Source organism: Streptococcus gallolyticus subsp. gallolyticus DSM 16831, assembly GCF_002000985.1.
Classification (GTDB): domain Bacteria; phylum Bacillota; class Bacilli; order Lactobacillales; family Streptococcaceae; genus Streptococcus; species Streptococcus gallolyticus.
In genome coordinates this window covers 223233-243963 of the sequence record NZ_CP018822.1, presented here as the reverse complement: position 1 = coordinate 243963, position 20731 = coordinate 223233, and the positions used below count along the sequence as shown (strand labels likewise).

The following is a 20731-nucleotide window of genomic DNA, read 5'->3' as shown; positions in this document are numbered from 1 at the left end:
CCTTTCCTTTATTCGTCTTCGTCAATTTCAGACCAATCCACTAAGATTTGTTGGTCGTCAAATGGATTAATCGCAACTCCTACGGTTTCGTCAATGTCATTTTCGCCATGTCCTGGTTGGTAAATATCTGCCAAGCGCCACGTTAAAACACTTCCTTGTGCTTTACGGAACGGCAAACCAAAGTCATTGTGATTATACCATTTAGCAAAACTTTGAAGGTTTGAGAAAGCAGGCACATAGCTTTTACCTTCTGGTGTTGACATTGTTGGAAACATACGATCAAAACTCTTGTCATCACGTGGGTGAACAAAAGCAGGTACTAAATAATATTTATCCAAAACATCCGCGGCGAGATTTTCTTCTCCCATGAGTTTGTTTAGGATAGTTGTATAAGCATTCAAAAATTGAATCAATTCACTGCTTTTGAAAATGGTTGAATTGCCAAAATCACCTGTCTTTTTAAGGTTAAAAACAAGTCCTGTCAATCCTTTTTCAATAACTTCTCTCAAAACATCTAGTGTTGAACGTTCCACCCAATTTTGTTGTAGGGCGCTAGCTTGTTCTGTTTTAAATGTTTCAAGGTCATCTTTGTCTGAAAAAACAGGTGTCACCTTTTGCCCATCAATTTCAAGAGCATAAGGCTGGTCACTGGCTAAGACAGGGTTGTTATGCAAGGCGTTGACAAGAGCAACACTATCTAAAAAATTGTCTGGTGCGTTAATAAAGGCACGCAAACGGATATCAAGTTCATTTGTATTTGTCATGATAAAACTCCAAAATTATAAAGAATGACTTTAAGAAAGATGATTAGTCGATTTTGTCATGTTTTTCTTTACGATCACGCAAGTGTCCGCCAAATGGTGAATGTCCTTTGTGTTCTTTCTCAGCTCTTGGTGGACGTGGTAACAAAGCCTTCATTGAAGCATCAACGCGACCTTTATCATCAACTTTAATGACTTTAACATCGACTTCTTCACCGACTTCTAAAACATCAGAAACATTAGCCGTACGTGACCATGAAATTTCTGAAATGTGAACAAGGGCATCTGTCTTATCAAAGAGATTAACAAACGCGCCGAATTTTTCGATACGAACAACTTTGGCATGGTAAACTTCACCAACTTTAGCCTCGCGAACTAAACCAGCAATGATTTCTTTTGTGCGGTCAATTGCAGCTTGGTCAGATGAATAAATAGATACATTTCCTTCATCGTCAATATCGATTTTAACACCAGTTTCTTCGATAATTTTATCAATCGTTTCGCCACCTTTACCGATGACAACTTTGATTTTATCAACGTCAATCTTGATTGTATCAATTTTTGGTGCTGTCGGAGCCAATTGAGCACGTGGTGCTAGGATAGTTGCTTCAATCAAATCAAGGATTTCAAAACGAGCTTTCTTAGCTTGAGCAAGAGCTTCTTTCAAGATTTGAGGGGTGATTCCTTCAATCTTAATATCCATTTGAAGCGCTGTAATCCCTTCACGTGTACCAGCAACTTTAAAGTCCATATCACCAAAGTGATCCTCAAGACCTTGGATGTCTGTCAAGATTGTGTAGTTGCTACCGTCTGAAATCAATCCCATGGCAATACCTGCTACTGGAGCTTTGATTGGTACACCCCCAGCCATAAGAGCAAGAGTACCCGCACAAATTGAAGCTTGTGAAGATGAACCATTTGATTCCAAAACTTCGGCTACAAGACGGATTGCATACGGAAATTCTTCTAAGCTAGGAAGAACTTGCGCAAGAGCACGTTCACCAAGGGCACCATGACCGATTTCACGGCGACCTGGAGCGCCATAACGTCCTGTTTCACCAACTGAATATTGTGGGAAATTGTAGTGATGTAAGAAACGTTTCTTGTATTCTGGGTCAAGACCGTCAACAATTTGTGTTTCTCCCATTGGAGCAAGGGTCAAGACTGATAATGCTTGTGTTTGTCCACGTGTGAAAAGACCTGAACCGTGAACTTTTGGTAAATAATCAATTTCAGCATCCAATGGACGAATTTCATCAACACGACGACCGTCAGGACGAATTTTGTCTTCGGTAATCAAGCGACGGACTTCTGCATGTTCCATTTGTTCAAGGATTTCAGCAACGTCACGCATGATAGTTTCGTAATTTTCATCGTCAGCGTAGCGTTCTTCGTAAACAGCAATGACTTGTTCTTTCACAGCTTCTGTCGCTGCTTCACGCGCTTTTTTCTCTTCAACTTGAACTGCTTTTTGAAGGTCAGCGTTATAAGCTGCGATGATTTCAGCTTGCAATTCTGGGTCAACTTGAAGCAATTCAACTTCAGCTTTTTCTTTACCAACAGCTGCGACGATTTCTTCTTGGAAAGCAATCAATTCACGAACAGCTTCGTGCCCTTTAAGAAGCGCTTCAAGCATGATGTCTTCTGACAATTCTTTGGCACCAGACTCAACCATATTAATGGCATCTTTTGTACCAGCAACAGTCAACTCAAGAAGTGAGGCTTCTTTTTGTGCAGCTGACGGATTGATAATAAATTCACCGTCAATGTAAGCTACTTGAACGCCTGCAATAGGTCCGTTAAATGGAATATCTGAGGTAGATAAAGCAAGTGAGCTACCAAACATAGCCGCCATTGGCGCACTAGCATCTTCATCGTAAGAGAGAACGGTATTAATCACTTGAACTTCATTACGGAAGCCTTCTGCAAACATTGGACGAATCGGACGGTCAATCAAACGCGCTGTCAAAGTCGCATCAGTCGTTGGGCGTCCTTCACGTTTATTGAAACCACCAGGGAATTTTCCAGCTGCATACATTTTTTCTTCATAGTTAACTTGAAGTGGGAAAAAGTCACCTGTTGACATCTTTTTAGACATGACAGCTGCACTAAGAATGGTTGATTCACCATAACGTACCACAGCAGCGCCATTGGCTTGTTTAGCAACTTGACCAATCTCAACAACAAGTGGTCTGCCAGCGAAAGTTGTTTCAAAAGTTTGTTTTGACATATTTATTCCTCTGATATTTTATTTTGATACGTCCGTTTTCTACAAAAACCAGTCTGTAAAAGACTTATAAACTCGTCTTTGCATAAAACCACGTATCTCTATCATTTTATCACATTTTATGGGAAATAGCAGAGCTTGTAGCATAGTTTTTTAAGAATACTAAAAAGCAGTTGTCAGTTGACAACTACTTCTTATCAAAATATTTACTTGCCAAAGAATAAATCAACGACTGCAATAACAATAATAGCTCCTAAAATCGATGGTAAAATTGCCATGCCAGCTAACGATGGTCCCCAAAAGCCAAATAAACTTTGACCAACAAAAGAACCAACTAAACCAGCAAAGATATTGTAAATGCAGCCCATAGATTCTCCTCTATTGGTGATTGCACCAGCCATCATCCCAATAAGCGCTCCGACAATTAATGACCAAATCATAATATTCTCCTTTTAAATCGTTGTCCCACTAGAAATGTTTGAAAGAGCCCCACTAATTATCCACAAAACAATTAGATAAAATGCCAAAACCAAAATAGCTACGACAAACAAAGCTATTCGGCTCCGCTTGCTAAATCGATTTGGGCAAGTGAATCCCATTCCAAAAGAACCTAGTATCATCAGTATTAAAAAAACAATTGTTTGTTCTGCCATGAAAATAAAGGAACTTAAAAATACAATTCCAAATGCTAGTGACAAAAGCCACATATATTTCCAACGGTGACCAATTGACAAACTCAAACCAAGAAAAATCAACCCTAGCGGTCCCATTAAAACAAAACAAAATGCTAAAATTCCAAATATCATATCCTTATTGTAACATAAAAGCCTCCCAAAGGGAGGCTTTTAAGGTATTGACTGCTAACTAAACAACTAATATTAGAACATATCAATCAAAAGTTGTTTCAATTCTGAAATGTATGGTTGACGTGGGTTTGCTGGAGTACATTGGTCATCATATGCCAAGCTTGCCAAACGATCAACTGCTGCATCAAAGGCTTCTTTTGTAACACCATTAGCAGAAAGTTTTGGTTCAACGTCAACAGCATGCATCAATTTATCAATGCGGTCGCAAAGTGCTTCGACTAATTCTGCATCATCTTTACCTTTAAGACCAATATAACGCGCAATATCTGCGTAATCTTTTTGAGCACGGTATTCTTCATAACGTGGGTAAACTGAGCGTTTAACATTACCAGATACACCGTTATAGCGGATAACATGTTGCATTGCGATTGAAATAGCTAAACCGTGTGGAAGTCCAAATTCACCACCTGTTTTGTGAGCAAGTGAATGGTTGATACCTAAGAAAGCATTACCAAATGCCATACCAGCAATAGCTGCTGCATAATGCATGTTTTCTTTAGCTTTTTCACCACGAAGTGTTGGATTCTTAGGATCGTAGTTATAAGCATCTTCAAGATTTTCAATAATCAACTTGATAGCTTCAAGAGACCATGGACGTGTAAAGTCAGATGCCATAACTGATACGTAAGATTCAAGAGCATGTGACAAAGCATCTAATCCTGACCAAGCTGCTGTACGTTTTGGCACAGTCATAACAAATTCTGGATCAACAATAGCAACTTGTGGTACCAATTCATAATCAGCAAGTGGGTATTTCACGTGTGTATAATCATCAGTAATAACCGCAAATGGTGTCACCTCAGCACCTGTACCAGATGTGGTTGGGATACAGAAGAGACGTGTTGTTGTTTGATGTTTGAATTTCACAATACGTTTACGAATATCAATGAATTTTTGTTGCAATTCAAGGAAAAATTCGCTAACAGCATCATAACTATCAAGGAATTCATCACCACGGTCAAGATAAACTTCATAAATTAAACGTGCAATCTTAGATGCATCAATAGCAGAGCCACCACCAATTGCAATGACTGTATCTGGTTTGAAATCACGCATTTGTTTTGCAATTTCGATTGTTTGTCCAAGAGTTGGGTCTGGTTTGATTGTTCCGTAAATTGATGTTGCGACTTTTTCATCACGCAATGCCAATTGAGCAAGGACAGTGTCAACAAATCCAAATTGAACCATACCTGGGTCTGCTACAATCAAAGCACGTTGCATTGGTTCATATTCATCTTGCAAATATGAGATAGCATTCTTTTCGTAGTAAGTTTTTTCTGGTAAGCGAATCCATTGTGGACGGTTACGACGTTTCGCAACAGTCTTGATATTTAAGAGATCGCCAGTTGAAAGATTGTGTGACAATGAATTTTTCCCCCATGATCCTGTTCCAAGTGTTAAGCTGGCTTTAAGTGCGTCTGTATAGACATCACCGATACCTCCGACTGAATCTGGTTGGTTAACCAAGACACGTGATGCTTTCACGGCATCGCCATATGTTGCTACAAATGGGTCTGCTTGTGAACCAATTTGGATACCGGCATTGTGTCCTGCACCTTGATAATCAAGAAGCGCTTCAACAATTTCGATACCTTCTTCACGATCTTTAGCTTTGTACACTGAAAGGAGTGGAGACAATTTTTCTGATGATAGTTTTTCACCGATGTTTTTCTTGTCAAGCTCAAACAAGAGAACATCTTTACCTTCTGGCAATTTCACACCAGCTTGTTCACAAATCCAAGTTGCTGGCATTCCGGCAACAGGACCGTTTACACCATGGTTGTCATTGAAAACAAAGTCTTCAATTTTCTTGTAGTCCTTCTTAGGTACTAAGTAAGCACCTTTATCTTGCATTTTTTGCAACCATTCTTTATAAACTGGCGCTTCAACGACTGCTGAATTTTCAGTCGCACAAATCATACCATTATCAAAGCGTTTTGATAACAACAAGTCTTCCACAGCGCGGTCAATATGAGCAGTTGCATCAACATAGATAGCACCATTACCTGCACCAACACCCATTGATGGGTTACCTGATTTAAGGGCTGCATTTACCATACCAGGTCCACCAGTTGCCAAAATAGAAGCAATTTTCTTGTTTTGGATAAGGGCTGTTGTGTTAGCGATTGATGGCGTTTCAATCCATTGGACAATATTTTCAGGAGCACCAGCTTTCACCGCAGCGTCGTAAAGAATTTTTGCTGCATGAGCTGAACATTTTTGTGCTTGTGGGTGGAATGCAAAAACAATGGCATTACGTGTTTTCAACGCTACCAAAATTTTAAACATTGTTGTTGATGTTGGGTTTGTTGTTGGGACAATACCTGCTAAAACACCAAGAGGTGCTGCAATTTGAATACTTCCAGAAACCTTATCTTCACCAATGATACCAACTGTTTTTTCATTTTTGATACGTTCGTAAACGTATTCTGTTGCGAAGTGGTTTTTAGTATCTTTATCCTCAACGACACCACGACCAGTTTCGGCATGTGCTTCTTTTGCCAATTCTAGCGAAGCTTCAGAACCTGCAAGAGCCATAGCTGCTACAATTTTATCAACTTGTTCTTGTGAATAAGTTGCATAAACGCGCTCAGCTTCAAGAGCTTTATCGACAAGAGCCCCTGTGTACTGCTGGGCTGCTTCTTCAGCGCTCAACTCGTTATTCTTTACATCTGCATTTGTTGCTTTAGCCATTAAGAAAACCTCCTTATAAGTACCCTTAAAATAAGTGCCTCAATTTTTAAGAAGAACAATGAATGAATGACACCAAGATAAAAACAAAGCCTGTATAGTCGTCTAAAACCTCAACAGAGGTCAAAAAACTCTCTTCACTACACAAAATCAAAGGTTAAGTTCTTCAACTATCAATCATTGTGATATTCTTCACCAACTATATTAAACTTTTTTCAAAAAAAGTCAAGTATTTTTTGTAAGCTTTTTCATTTTTATTACAAAAGCGTTGTAAGGGGATACAAAAGAAACGCCGTAAACCTTGCTATATTAATGTTTTTATCACTTTTGACACGATTCTCTCATTTTATTTAATCATCTCAAGGTTATTATCGTTTGCTTTCATTTTTTGTAAAATTTGTCTTTTTAAAGGAGAAATCATTTTGGAAAATACAAAAAAGCCCCTTGGAAAAATCCAAGAAGCTTTTAGTTGACTTGGGCGTCTGATTAACGACGAAGTCCGAGTGATGCGATCAATTCGCGGTAACGGTTAACGTCTGTGCGGCGAAGGTATGCCAACAAGTTACGACGGTGACCGATTTTTTTCATCAATCCACGGTAAGTTGCGTGGTCTTTTTTGTGTTGTTTAATGTGCTCGTTAAGGTGGTTGATTTCCCAAGTAAGAACAGCTACTTGAACTTCAACTGAACCTGTGTCACCTTCGTGACGTGCGTATTGAGCAATGATTTCATTTTTTTTCTCTTTTGAGATTGCCATAATATTTTTCTCCTTTATATTGCTTCATCCGAGTCGTAGGTTTTTGGCGTCTCCTACAACCAAGAAAAAGTTACTTGTCATACGACAGTCCTTATTGTAGCAGATTACTGCTGCTTTTGTCAAAGGTTTTTAATGTTTTTAGCTAAGGTCATCTAAAAGTTATTTGGAAGTCATCCGTTTGAAAAACTTTTTTCAAAAATTTATCAAGAAAGTCAGAAAAAATGACAAGAACATTCTAAACAACGCTCAGCTATTTTCATCTTTTCCAAAATCAACTATACTGAAATCAAACAACAAGAAAGTGAGAACTCTTATGACAAAATCTTTAATTATCATGGATATTGACGGAACATTGACAAACAGCGAGAAAAAAATCACTCCTAAAACAAAAGAAGCTCTTTTAGCCGCTCAAGAACAAGGAGCACGTCTCATCTTGGCTTCTGGTCGTCCTGTAAGTGGTATGCAGGATTTTGCTAAAGAATTAGCAATGGACAAGCACCACGGGCTTTTAGTGGCTTATAATGGCGCTGTGGTAGTGGATTGTGAATCTGGCGATATTCTTTTCAATCAAGCCATGACGGTTGAAGAAGGACAAGCAGTTCTTGAACACGTGAAACAATTTGATGTCATCCCAATGATTAGCAAAGGGGATTATATGTACGTCAACGATGTCTATAACAACATGATTCACTGGGAGAAAAAGAATCTAGACATTAATATCATTGAATACGAATCACGTGGCGGTAAATATTTGCTAGCTGAAAAGCGTGATTTGGCTGCCTTTGCTGATTTCCCGCTCAATAAAATCTTATTGGCTGGCAGTAGCGATTATCTTACTGCACATTACAAAGAAATTGCTGCACCATTTGAAGGCAAACTCAGTTCAATGTTTACGGCAGATTTTTATTATGAATTTACTGCTCAAGGAATCGACAAGGCAAAAGCCTTGGATACTGTTTTAGCACCGCTCGGTTATCAACCAGAGGATATGATTGCTTTTGGTGACGGACAAAACGATGCTAGTATGCTGACTTATTCTGGAACTGCGGTGGCAATGGCAAATGCTGTGCAAGAATTGAAAGACATTGCCGATATTATTACCCTTTCTAACGACGAGGACGGTATCGCTGAAACGTTACGAGATTACTTTAACATTTGATTAAACGGGAGATAGAAATGATAAAAATTGAACACATCGGTGTTTGGGTACGTGATTTAGAAACGATGAAAGAGTTTTTTGCTAAATACTTTCAAACAACAGCTTCTGAACGTTATCACAATCCACGAACAGGTTTTTCTTCCTACTTTTTAAGCTTCCCTGACAATGCTGCTCGATTGGAATTGTGTCATCGCGAGGACATTTCTGAAGGCGTTGATGAGAGTCTTGGCTTTGCTCATTTAGCCATTTCACTTGGTAGTAAAGAAGCCGTTGATCAGTTAACGGCACAGCTTGAAAACGATGGCTATCATGTTTTAGGTCAACCCCGAACAACTGGTGACGGTTACTACGAATCCGTCGTTTGTGACCCCGAAGGAAATCGTTTAGAATTGACCGTTTAATAGGCTTTGCTATGGGCAGATTACCTATCCAGCATTTGCGAATCTCACTTATAGCAAACAAAAAAAGCTTGGGCTAAATCCTAATCAGATAGGTATTAGGAGTAGTTACCAAGTTTTTTTATTCTTTTTTCGTTTTGGTCATTCGCTCATAAGCTTCCAATTTGAATGCCAAATTTTGGTCGTAATTTAATTGGAAATACAAAGAGTACAAACTATCTAACAAATAAAGTAAGGTCATTCGTGTCGAAAATGACGACATCTTATTGTAGTGATTTTCAGAAGAAGCCATGTAAATAATATCGTCAGCATAAGCTGTCAAGGGATTTCCTTGTGTTGATGTCAAGAGAATAATAGGTACCTGATTTTTCTTCAATATCTTGCAAAAGGCCTCCATTGAAGAGCCGCGACCACCAAACGAAATCACGAAAGCCAAGTGACTACTATCGCTGTTTGTCGCTGTCAAACTCTTGATATAGTCGTCTTTTGGTACCGCCACCAGCTGATTAATCTCCTGCATTTGAAATTGAAAATTTTCCGCAAAATACAGATTCGCTGATGAAGTATAAATGTCGATGATGTTTGCTTTTGACATTTTTTCAACGGCAGAAACCAACGTTTCTGGGTCTGCTAACCCCAAGGTATCCTCGATTGTTCGCTCATAAACCTCTTTTAACCGCAACATCACTTCATAGTGCGTATCCGTTTCTAAAATTGGAAAATCAATATCTGAAACTTGGTGATTTTGACCTTGTTGGAGGTCTGTTCGCAAAAGTAATTTCAAGTCATTGACCCCACGCAATCCCAGCTTATTAATCAAGCGGTAAATAGTCGAAACAGAAATAAAAAGTTTATCTGAGACTTCTCTTGGCTTTAAGGCAATAAATTCTTCTGGATTTTCTTTTAAGTAATCTACTAAAATCTGTTCTGTCGGTGTTAGGTGTTCTAGTAATTGTAACCTTTGTATCATTTTCATAGGTTTATTGTATCATTTTTGGCTTAAAAAGCGTGTTTTAAACATCAAGACAAGGCTGATTATTAGGCTAATAATAGCATAAATCACAAAGGCAAAACCAGGTTGTGGATTGATTTTTGAAAAAAGATTTAGGACAATGGCTGCGCTAGCTCCGCCAAAATTACAAAATAGCAGAACCAAAGTTGTCGCATGTCCAATCAATTGTGGCGATATTTTATTTGACACATTGCTAAAGACGCTTGTAACCACAATGCTGTACCAGAACCCCGAAAGCATTGCTCCGATAAGCATTAACCAGAGATTGTGTGCCACACCAAGCATAAACAACCCAAGAGCAAATGGAAGCAAGGAAACAATTATCAACTGTTTCTTAAATCGTGCTAATAAGCCTTCAAAGCAAATACCAGAGAGAATTCCCATTAACATCATGCCGCTCAAAATCAAACTAGCTTGGCGTGGACTTCCAAGGTGCAGTTGGTCAACGATAACTGGAATTCTAAGGCTATTGGCACTATTAATATTAATCACAAATCCTGCCAATAAAGACAATCCGACAATATACACAATATCTTTTTTTGTAAATTTAGCTGATGTTTTTTGGCTAGCCACTTCCGCTACAACAGCTCGTTTTGGAGCAAACAGCAAATAAAACAGTAAAATAGGTAAGGCAAACAGATAAACGATAAACGCCCATGACCAACCAAACGGCACTAAAAAACCTACCAGAGCTGTTAAAAAAGCATTGCCTAGCACTTCAAACGACCCACGAAAGCCAAGCATTTGTGCGCGCTCATTTCCTTGGTAATTTTCGCTAATGATACTAATCGCACGCGCGTTAATCAGACCAATTCCCATTCCTAGAAGCACACGTGAGACAACAACCAGCGCATACGTTTTGCCAACAACGGGCAAACTTCCACCAAATGCAATGAATGACAGTCCTAAAATGATACTGCTGCGTTCTGACAGAAAACGGTCCAAGAATGGATTTATCACCAACATTCCCATAATGGCAAAAGAGGAAATGGAAAATAGCATTTCAACCTGACTTGCAGCATAGCCTTGTTGCTGAAACGTTGTAATCATTTGCGGTAAAGCTGTTGACGTTGAAAAGGTCGAAACCAACATGAGAGACAGTGACAAGAGACTAAGTTTCTCCAAAAGTGCTTTCATATGAACTCCTTACTTGTTTTTTTCATCAAATCAAGTATAATCAAAGTTAACGCATAAAAATATGACTTTTGTCACAATTAAAAGGAGATATACGTGTCATTAGAAGCCTATATTAAAGAATATCAGCTAGAAAAAATCTTCCCTACTCATTATTTTGATAAATTGCAAGTCTTGCAACTATCTGCTGGGGATGCCATTTGTCATCAAGGCGAATCATTAACAGCACTCTCTTACTTTGCCAAGGGAAAACTTAAAATTGTTCGCCGACTTTTTAACGGAAAAGAGCACATTCTTGACATTAAAGAAAAGCCAACCTTAATCGGTGATATTGAGTTATTAACAGACCAGCCTGTCGTATCATCTGTTATCGCCCTCGAGGATACTCTCATTATCCAACTCCCCTTAGCTGGTATTCGTGAACAATTGCTTGCTGACAATGCTCTGCTTTTAAACTTGAGCAAAGGCTTAGCACAATCTCTCTACGAGCAAAACATTCGCGCGTCAACGAATTTAAATTACACATTGAAAGAACGCTTAGCAACGCATATCTTGGCTATCGAGGAAAAAGGTGTTTTCAAATTAGAATTGACAAGCCTTGCTGATTCATTTAGCGTCAGCTACCGTCATTTACTGCGTGTCATTCATGAACTGATTGATACAGGAATCATCGAAAAACGCAGACCCTATTATTACATCAAAGACATGACGCAATTGATTGACCTAAAAATCACTAATTAAGCCTTTAACTTTCTCGTTCCGCATTTTTGTGCTATATTGTTATTATAGAATAAATTGAGGAGAAAATATGTCAGTTATTGAAAAATTAGCAAAACCAAGTCATTTAATCAATATGGATGACATCATTCGTGAAGGCAATCCGACACTTCGTGCGGTTGCCGAAGAAGTAACGTTTCCTTTGTCTGATGAAGAAATTATTCTAGGCGAAAAAATGTTACAATTCTTGAAAAACTCACAAGACCCTGTGACAGCTGAAAAAATGGGCTTGCGTGGTGGTGTTGGTCTAGCAGCTCCACAATTAGACATTTCAAAACGCATCATTGCTGTTCTCGTTCCAAATCCTGAAGACAAAGACGGTAATCTACCAAAAGAAGCTTATAGCTTACAAGAAGTTATGTACAATCCAAAAGTTGTGGCACATTCTGTTCAAGATGCTGCGCTTGCTGACGGTGAGGGATGCTTGTCTGTTGACCGTGTTGTCGAAGGCTATGTGGTTCGTCACTCGCGTGTAACCGTTGATTACTTTGATAAAAATGGTGAAAAACATCGCATTAAACTCAAAGGTTATAATTCAATCGTCGTTCAACACGAAATTGACCACACCAATGGTATCATGTTCTACGACCGCATTGATGAAAAAAATCCATTTGCCATTAAAGAAGGTATGCTAATTATCGAATAAAACAAAAAGCTCATTGTCTTTCGCAGAAATTGACAATGAGTTTTTTTGTGGCTAAGGCGAACTTAGATGCCATTTTAGCAAAACCATTCGTAATAAAAAAACATCTTCGTTTAAAAGTATATATTTATTTTCGAATATGAGATTTTTGGGGAAATAAATTTCATATTTGAGAATATCGTAAGTCACGCCTTTATTGTGATATAGTTAGCTTATTAGTATTAGCAATAAATAATACTATTCAAACAGAGAAAGCTCTTGAGGAGAAAAGTTTATGGTGAAATTAGAACGACATAATCAAATGTTACTCTTGTCCTTTGCTTTGACGGCAATGAGTTGGTTGTCACTTAGCCTGATTAGCTTACTAAACCACGTGGGTAACCATGGAATTATCTCTAATGTTGTCACTATAATCGGTGCTATCGCTGGCATTGCTGGGTTTGTCTCTGGAATCGTAGCAATTGTGTTGTTCCTTATCGGGCAAAAAGCCAACACTACTCTCTATTAATTAATAATTTGATATAGAATATAGTTGTTAATATCATCAATTTGATATTAAGATGTATCCCCAATATAAAAAAGCTCATTATCAACCATTACGGCTGACAATGAGCTTTTTGTGTATGATTTGATTTAGTCGATTGCTGATAGAAGGGCTTGAGCTTGTTTGTCAAGATTTGCAAGAACTTCTTCTGTTGGAACGAACACACCATCCACCCAAGCTGAATCATTTACACGTGTCGTTGTGATTTCATCGACAAATTGTGTACGGATGAATGGGAGCAAGGCACGATAGCTTTCTGCCGCTTGTTCGTGACCACCATTAGCAAGAATAGAAACCGTCGTTACTTTTTCATTGATTGCTGATGGACCTGTTGGGTCTGAAAGGTCAATGGCACGTGACAACCAGTCTAGCAAGTTTTTCACAGAACCTGGGATAGCAAAGTTGTAAACAGGTGAGAAAATCCAGATAGCATCAGCTTCTGAAACAGCTTGACGAGCTGCCTGAACAGCCGCTGGAATATTAGCTTCTAAATCTTGTGAAAAGACTGGTACTTGTGACCAATCAAGATAGCTAACTTCTGCTTTTCCTTCAAGTACTTTTTCAGCATTTTTAGCGAATTGAGCATTGAAAGAACCGCTTCGCAATGAACCGACAACAAATAGAATTTTTTTCATGTGAGTCTCCTTAAAAAGGTTATTTATTTAGTAATGATTAGTTTTAAAGAAATCAAAGTATCATTTATCACTAAATAGTGCTTTTTTATATGCCGTCATTGTACGCTTTATTTTTGATTTTGTAAATTATTTTGCTCACAAGGTTTGAATTTTTTCAAAAGTCGAATGAGTTCTGCTTGTTCGTCCTCTGTTAGCACTGAAAAAGTTTCCTCAACTTTAGCGATATGGAGTGGCAGAGCGTGTTCAATGACCTGGCGTCCTTGCTCTGTTAACCCAACCAGATAAGCTCGTTTATCGTGAGGGCAAGTGGTACGTGTCACCCAACCTTTTTTCTCCATATTTCTGATGACAACCGTCATATTGCCAGAAGTTGCCAACATACTGTCTAGTAGCTCTGCGATTTTCATCGGTCCTTTGGCATAAAGAACGTCTAAAACACCAAATTGAGTCGGTGTCAAATGGTCAACTTTAAACGACTCTGATACTCTAGCATCAATCGTGCGAAAAGCTTTTCGCATCACAACCATTGATTTTACAGCATTATTTTTGAAATTCGCCATTTCGTCTCCTTAAAAATTTCCCTTTAAAAATAAATATCATAAGAAAACGAACAAACCACGCCAGTTTTTCTGAAAGCAATTTGTTCGTTTCTATCCTAGTTTAAGTTTCTATCTTAGAAGAAATCATCAAACAGACTTAATTGGTTATCTTCTGGCATATTGCCAAGGATTCCCATTTCGTCCATTTTTTCAACTAATGTGGCTGAAACGCCACCACGTTTGCGGAGTTCCATTTTTGAGAGGAATTCTCCTTCTTCACGTGCTTTAACAATTTGCTTAGCAACGTTTTCACCAAGACCGTCCATCGCTACAAATGGTGGAATAAGTGTATCACCGTCGATGATAAACTCGGTTGCATCACTACGGTAAAGGTCAAGTTGACCAAATTTATAACCACGTTCGAGCATTTCATTGACAATTTCAAGTGTGGTGTATAAATCAATTTCAACATTTGAAGCTTCGTTATTCTTACGCTTATTAGAAATATCAGCCATGCGTTCTTTCACCGCATCAAGCCCAGCACTCATTGTCTTAATGTCAAAGGCCTTAGCACGGATTGAGAAATAAGCACAGTAGTAGTAAATCGGATAATGTACTTTAAAGTAAGCTACACGAAGCGCCATTAAAACGTAGGCTGCCGCATGGGCTTTGGGGAACATGTACTTGATTTTACCACAGGATTCAATGTACCAGTCGGGCACATTATTTTCTCGCATAGCTTCAATGTATCCATTGCGTTCCTCGTCAGAGATTTTAAGCCACATTCCCTTACGCACACGTTCCATAATGGTAAAAGCCATTTTTGGCTCCAAACCTGCGTGCATGAGGTAAACCATGATGTCGTCACGACAACCGATAACGGTTTTCAGCGTGGCAATCCCCTCTTTAATCAAGTCTTGAGCATTTCCTAGCCAAACGTCGGTACCATGAGAAAGTCCTGATAACTGGAGCAATTCGGCAAATGTTGTTGGGTGAGTTTCTTCAACCATACCACGAACAAAGTTTGTCCCAAATTCTGGAATACCAAGCATTCCTGTCGGCGTTCCGATTTGTTCAGGGGTGACACCAAGCACTTCTGTGCCTGAGAAAAGCGCCATAACGTCTGGGTCATCAGCAGGAATATCCTTAGGATCGATACCAGATAAATCCTGCAATTTACGAATCATGGTCGGATCATCATGACCGAGAATATCAAGTTTCAAGACGTTTTCATCGATATCGTGGAAGTTAAAGTGAGTGGTTTGCCATTCTGCTGATAAATCGTCCGCTGGGTATTGAACAGGGGTAAAATCATACACATCCATGTAGTTTGGAATAACAACGATACCACCTGGGTGTTGTCCAGTCGTACGTTTAACACCAGCTGCACCTTGTGCCAAGCGTTCCACTTCTGCTTCTGGATAGAATTTGCCATAATCACGTTCGTAACCTTTAACAAATCCGTAAGCAGTACGGTCTGCCACCGTACCTACGGTTCCAGCACGAAAGGCGTATTGTTCACCAAAAATATCACGAACATCCAAGTGAGCTGACGGTTGGTCATCACCAGAGAAGTTCAAATCGATATCGGGAACCTTGTCTCCATCAAAACCAAGGAAGGTTTCAAACGGAATATCGTGTCCATCTTTCTTGTAACGTGTGCCACATTCTGGGCAATCCTTGTCAGGCAAATCATAACCAGAACCAACAGAACCATCGGTGATGAATTCTGAATGCTGACAATTTGGACAGACATAATGCGGTGGCATTGGGTTAACTTCGGTAATTCCAATCATGGTTGCCACGAAACTTGACCCAACCGAACCACGCGAACCAACCAAGTAACCACGGTCGTTGGAACGAATTACCAACATCTGCGAAGCCAAGTAAATCACGGCAAATCCATTACCCAAAATTGACGTTAATTCTTTTTCAATACGTAAATCGACGATATCAGGAAGTGGATTACCATAGATTTCAAAGGCTTTTTGATAGGTCATTTCAGCGACACGTTCTTCTGATTTTTCAAGGAAAGGTGTGTACAAGTCTTTCTTAACAACCTCAACTTCCTCGAAACGGTCAGCAAAATCATTGGTATTCTTAACAACAATTTCATACGCGACATCTTCGCCAAGAAAGGCAAATTCATCTAACATTTCATTGGTTGTACGGAAATGCGCTTTTGGTAGCGGAGCAGGTTGGGCATTTTCACCACGACCAATCGGACGGTTAATCGGTGCCCCTTGCCCTAAACTACGGACAATGATTTCACGGTAAATCTCATCTTCAGGCTCGATATAATGGACATTCCCAGTCGCCAAAACAGGCTTGTTCAGACGACGTCCAACCTCAAGCAAATCTCGGATGACTTGTCGGATACCTTCTTCATCTTTGATTGTTCCTTGTGCCAATAGCGGAGCGTAAAGCGCTGGTGGCATAACTTCGATGAAATCATAATATTTCGCTACTTTAACCGCAGCATCCACCCCTGAAGATAAGACCGCATCAAAAACTTCGCCCTCTGAGCAGGCTGTTCCTAGCAAGAGCCCTTCACGGTGGGCGTCAAGAACCGTTCTCGGAATACGAGCCACACCTTCAAAATATTTGACATTAGAAAGGCTGACGAGTTTGAAAATATTTTTCAAACCTGTTTGGTTTTGAACATAAATCGTCGCGTGTTTGACACGTGCTTTCTTGTAAGAATCCTCAGCAACCAATTTCGTATTCAAATCCATCATATTGGTTAAATTGTGGTTTTCACGTGCTTCTTTCAAGAAAATAAAGAGCAAGCGCCCCGTTGCTTCCGCATCGTAGTTCGCCATATGGTGGTGTTCTAGCGAAACTTGGAACCGTTTGGTCAATGGTCCCAAACCATGACGTTTGTATTCTGGATAGAGATTTCGGGCGAATTCCAAGGTATCAATGACAGGTTGTGTAATGATTGGCATGCCATGACGTTCATAATTGGCATTCATAAAGCCAACGTCAAAGGTTGCATTGTGGGCAACTAGCACAGTATCCTGACAAAAATCTTGGAACATTTGAAGGACTTCTTCAATCGGTTTAGCATTGCGAACATGATTATCCGTAATACCAGTCAATTCCGTTGTAAAAGCTGATAAATGATGACCTGGGTTGATGAACTCATCAAACTGCTCAACAATATTTCCCTTGTACATTTTTGAAGCCGCAATCTGAATCAAGTCATTATTGACCGCAGAAAGCCCAGTCGTTTCCACGTCAAATACGACGTAGGTAGCTTCGTTTAACTCAATATCTTGAGGATTGTAGGCAATCGGCACTTTGTCCTCAACGATATTAGCTTCTAAACCAAAAATCGCCTTGATACCATTTTTACGTGCTCTGTGATAACCGTGTGGGAAACTTTGCACATTGCCGTGGTCAGTAATAGCAACAGCCTTGTGTCCCCATTTCGCTGCTGTATCAATTAATTCTTCAACCGTTGGCAACGCATCCATAGTTGACATATTCGTATGGGCATGGAATTCCACACGTTTTTGACCTTCTGGCATTAAATCCTTGCGGTCATGATGAACAATCTCTTTGACATCTTGCACATTCATGGTCAATGCATGGGTGAAATTATTATTTTCAACATTTCCACGAACTCGAAGCCATGACCCTTTGGCAATCATATCGTATTTTTTCAACTCATCATCATCTTTTGCCCATTTTTGCATGGCAAAACTTGATGTGTAGTCAGTCATTTTAAAATTAATAATGTGACGTCCTGTACGAGTTGTTTTCTTTTCAACGTCAAAAACCATTCCTTCAAAGACAATTCGGTTTTCTTCTGTTGTGATTTCAACCATTGGTGTGATTTCGGCATTTTCAAAACCTGCACGGCGCTGTTTGGCACGTTCTTTAAAATCAAATTTAGGTTTTGGTGCTTCTTCAGTTGGTGGCATAGAAGCTTCCAGAGATTTAACCGCCTCACGATTTTCTTGCACCGCTTTTTCCACCATAGCTTCGCGATTTGACGTAAAGTCTTCTCGTAAAGCTTGCGTCATCGCTTCATCAGAAACCATGTCAATGGTAAGTTTGCCAAAACCAAATGCTTCAAATTGACGAGCTAGATTAGGCAGATGATTTTTGCGAAAATGGTCATTGTTAACAAATGCTGGCGCTTCAATCAATAATTTTGTGCCATCATAAGAGACCTTCAATTTACTGAAAGAAGCCTTGAAGCTGGCGCTATCACACGGAGCATGCTCAAAAGCTTCTTCATAGTAGGCTTGCAATAAAGGTTGTGAAAAATCGACAGTTTCTGCCTGAATATCAAAAGTCGCTCTGATATCCGCTTGCTTAAAAGTGTTCACCAATCGATAAGACAATTCACGATAGATGTCAATTGGCAAAATTTCCGCAAATGAAAAATGGAACTCCCAGAGGCGAGATACAGAATGCACCTTAACTTCACGAATATCTGCAGATGAAAAAGCAGAAGATTGTCGCATGTCAAGCGGCATATCGATTTGCTCCATCAATTTTTTAAATAATTCTGACATAATGCGTAAACTACCTCAATTCCAAAAACTAAATTTATCTACTAAGCAAAATACACCTCTTGGTTACCATATTTTGCCTTCTTTTCTAGTTACGTTATCTCTTAATTTTACCACAAATGGAATCTTTTTTCGACACAAAAGAAAAGATCAGGACTGACTGCCTGACCTTGTTATCATTAATTTTCTTTTGTCAAAATTTCAAGAGTTTCGATAAGGTTTTCTGCGTTAACTTCGATAGTATCGCCAGTTGCTTTAATTTTCACTTCAACGATACCGTCAGCAGCTTTCTTACCTACTGTGACACGAATTGGGAGACCGATAAGGTCGCTGTCTGAGAATTTAGAGCCGACACGTTCGTTACGGTCGTCAACCAAGACTTCGTAACCTTTAGCAACCAATTCAGCTTCAACTTTCGCTGTCAAAGCTTGTGCTTCTTCATCTTTCACATTGACAGTGATGACGTGTACATCAAACGGTGCCAATTCTTTAGGGAAGTTGATACCCCATGCAAAGCGGTAAGCACCTTTTGGTGTTTTAGAAACAAAGAGACGAGCATGTTGTTCGATAACAGCTGACAAGATACGGCTAACACCGATACCATAGCATCCCATAACGATTGGAATAGCACGTCCATTTTGGTCAAGGATTGTTGCTCCCATGCTTTCTGAATAGCGAGTACCGAGTTTGAAGATGTGTCCAATTTCGATACCACGAGCAAATTTAAGAACACCTTTACCGTCTGGTGAGATTTCACCTTCTTTAACTTCACGAATATCAACGTATTCCGCTTCAAAATCACGTCCTGGGTTAACACCTGTCAAGTGATAGCCGTTTTCGTTTGCGCCAACAACTGCATTGGCAACATCTTGCACTTTGCGGTCAGCAACGATGCGGACATTTTCAGGAAGGTTAACCGGTCCAAGTGAACCAAAGTTAGCACCAAAGACTTCAACAGCTTCTTCTTCGCTTGCAGGTTCAAGGAAATCAGCTCCAAGATAGTTTTTCAATTTAACATCATTGACTTGGTCATTTCCGACAAGAAGAGCAACTACTGGTTCATTATCAGCAATGAAGAAAAGTGTTTTGATTGTTTGTTCTTCGTCAACTTTCAAGAATGCGGCAACATCATCAATTGATTTGCAATCTGGTGTTTCCACACGTTTGACATCTTCTTGAGCGACAACTTTTGTTGTTGGTTTATATTCATTGCTTGCCATTTCAAGGTTAGCAGCGTAGCTTGATTCTGTTGAGTAAGCAATGGTATCTTCACCTGAAACCAACCATGATGCCAATTCTTTTTTGATATCTTCTAAAACATCAGCTGGAATTTCATCAATTGAAGCGATTGATTTATCAAGAACCAACCAACGGTCAAGGTCTGTACGGTCTGGAGTGATAGCCATAAACTCTTGAGAATCTTTACCACCCATGGCACCACCGTCACCAATGATACCTTTGAAATCAAGACCAGCACGTGTGAAGATAGCTTCATATGCTTTACGGTAATCTTCGTAAGTTGTGTCCAATCCTTCGTAGTCAGCGTGGAAACTATAACCATCTTTCATGATAAATTCACGTGTACGAAGAAGTCCGTTACGAGGACGTTTTTCATCGCGATATTTAGATTGGATTTGGTAAAGGTTCAATGGCAATTGTTTGTATGATTTTACCGCATCACGGACAAGACTTGTGAATGTTTCTTCGTGTGTTGGACCAAGAATGAAGTCTGATTTATCACGGTTTTTAAGTTTATAAAGGTCTTCACCATAAGTTTCGTAACGACCTGATTCACGCCAAAGGTCAGCATTCAAAAGTGCTGGGGCAAGCATTTCAACCGCACCAATTTTTTCAAATTCTTCACGCATGATTGCTTTGAATTTTTCAATCGTACGGTTAGCAAGTGGCAAGTAAGCGTAAATACCTGCTGAGACTTGGCGAACGTAACCAGCACGTACCATAAGTGCATGACTGATAACTTGGGCATCGCTTGGCATTTCGCGAAGCGTAGGGATAAGCATTTGTGATTGTTTCATAACAAAATATAACGGTCAAATCATGAA

At 39.4% G+C, this 20731-nt stretch carries 17 protein-coding genes; 5 read left to right on the top strand and 12 right to left on the bottom strand.

Features of this window, described 5'->3' with window-relative positions; all coding sequences use genetic code 11:
• Positions 1-8: 8 nt before the first annotated feature.
• The 6 genes from BTR42_RS01385 to rpsO form a co-directional block, all read right to left on the bottom strand.
• Positions 9-764, bottom strand: coding sequence for an SseB family protein (locus BTR42_RS01385; protein WP_061458891.1), 756 nt, complete (start codon positions 762-764; stop codon positions 9-11).
• Positions 765-807: 43 nt separating this feature from the next.
• Complete coding sequence (gene pnp, locus BTR42_RS01380) at positions 808-2991, bottom strand: polyribonucleotide nucleotidyltransferase (protein WP_077496024.1); 2184 nt, start codon at positions 2989-2991, stop codon at positions 808-810.
• A gap of 203 nt (positions 2992-3194) precedes the next feature.
• Positions 3195-3428, bottom strand: a complete 234-nt coding sequence (locus BTR42_RS01375) for a GlsB/YeaQ/YmgE family stress response membrane protein (RefSeq protein ID WP_009853354.1) — start codon at positions 3426-3428, stop codon at positions 3195-3197.
• Positions 3429-3440: 12 nt separating this feature from the next.
• Positions 3441-3794, bottom strand: a complete 354-nt coding sequence (locus BTR42_RS01370) for a hypothetical protein (protein WP_009853353.1) — start codon at positions 3792-3794, stop codon at positions 3441-3443.
• A gap of 72 nt (positions 3795-3866) precedes the next feature.
• A complete protein-coding gene (gene adhE, locus BTR42_RS01365) occupies positions 3867-6548 on the bottom strand; it encodes a bifunctional acetaldehyde-CoA/alcohol dehydrogenase (RefSeq protein ID WP_009853352.1) in 2682 nt (893 codons plus the stop codon).
• A 483-nt stretch (positions 6549-7031) separates the two neighbouring features.
• A complete protein-coding gene (gene rpsO, locus BTR42_RS01360; RefSeq protein WP_003063161.1) occupies positions 7032-7301 on the bottom strand; it encodes a 30S ribosomal protein S15 in 270 nt (89 codons plus the stop codon).
• Between the two features lie 313 nt (positions 7302-7614).
• On the opposite strand from rpsO, the gene BTR42_RS01355 reads away from it, so the two are divergent.
• Both BTR42_RS01355 and BTR42_RS01350 read left to right on the top strand, forming a co-directional pair.
• On the top strand, positions 7615-8460 hold the full coding sequence (locus tag BTR42_RS01355; protein WP_077496022.1) for a Cof-type HAD-IIB family hydrolase: 846 nt from the start codon (positions 7615-7617) through the stop codon (positions 8458-8460).
• Positions 8461-8477: 17 nt separating this feature from the next.
• Positions 8478-8861 (top strand): VOC family protein, encoded by a 384-nt coding sequence (locus BTR42_RS01350; protein ID WP_077496020.1) that lies wholly within the window; start codon positions 8478-8480, stop codon positions 8859-8861.
• A gap of 118 nt (positions 8862-8979) precedes the next feature.
• Here BTR42_RS01350 and BTR42_RS01345 read toward each other — a convergent pair whose 3' ends face one another.
• Positions 8980-9834 (bottom strand): MurR/RpiR family transcriptional regulator, encoded by an 855-nt coding sequence (locus BTR42_RS01345; RefSeq protein ID WP_077496018.1) that lies wholly within the window; start codon positions 9832-9834, stop codon positions 8980-8982.
• Between the two features lie 12 nt (positions 9835-9846).
• Positions 9847-11007, bottom strand: a complete 1161-nt coding sequence (locus tag BTR42_RS01340; protein WP_077496016.1) for an MFS transporter — start codon at positions 11005-11007, stop codon at positions 9847-9849.
• Positions 11008-11100: 93 nt separating this feature from the next.
• On the opposite strand from BTR42_RS01340, the gene BTR42_RS01335 reads away from it, so the two are divergent.
• The 3 genes from BTR42_RS01335 (at position 11101) to BTR42_RS01325 (ending at position 12932) form a co-directional block, all read left to right on the top strand.
• A complete protein-coding gene (locus BTR42_RS01335; RefSeq protein ID WP_009853347.1) occupies positions 11101-11745 on the top strand; it encodes a cyclic nucleotide-binding domain-containing protein in 645 nt (214 codons plus the stop codon).
• A 67-nt stretch (positions 11746-11812) separates the two neighbouring features.
• On the top strand, positions 11813-12427 hold the full coding sequence (gene def / locus BTR42_RS01330; protein WP_077496014.1) for a peptide deformylase: 615 nt from the start codon (positions 11813-11815) through the stop codon (positions 12425-12427).
• A 271-nt stretch (positions 12428-12698) separates the two neighbouring features.
• Positions 12699-12932, top strand: coding sequence for a hypothetical protein (locus BTR42_RS01325; RefSeq protein WP_074582061.1), 234 nt, complete (start codon positions 12699-12701; stop codon positions 12930-12932).
• Between the two features lie 125 nt (positions 12933-13057).
• On the opposite strand, the gene BTR42_RS01320 is transcribed toward BTR42_RS01325, so the two are convergent.
• From BTR42_RS01320 to BTR42_RS01305, 4 genes are all read right to left on the bottom strand, one after another.
• Positions 13058-13603, bottom strand: a complete 546-nt coding sequence (locus BTR42_RS01320) for an NADPH-dependent FMN reductase (protein ID WP_074582060.1) — start codon at positions 13601-13603, stop codon at positions 13058-13060.
• A 107-nt stretch (positions 13604-13710) separates the two neighbouring features.
• Positions 13711-14163 carry a MarR family winged helix-turn-helix transcriptional regulator gene (locus BTR42_RS01315; RefSeq protein WP_009853343.1) on the bottom strand — a complete coding sequence of 151 codons (453 nt, stop codon included), beginning with the start codon at positions 14161-14163 and terminating at the stop codon, positions 13711-13713.
• A 113-nt stretch (positions 14164-14276) separates the two neighbouring features.
• Positions 14277-18671, bottom strand: coding sequence for a PolC-type DNA polymerase III (locus BTR42_RS01310; RefSeq protein ID WP_077496012.1), 4395 nt, complete (start codon positions 18669-18671; stop codon positions 14277-14279).
• A gap of 176 nt (positions 18672-18847) precedes the next feature.
• A complete protein-coding gene (locus tag BTR42_RS01305) occupies positions 18848-20704 on the bottom strand; it encodes a proline--tRNA ligase (RefSeq protein WP_099046279.1) in 1857 nt (618 codons plus the stop codon).
• Positions 20705-20731: the final 27 nt, after the last annotated feature.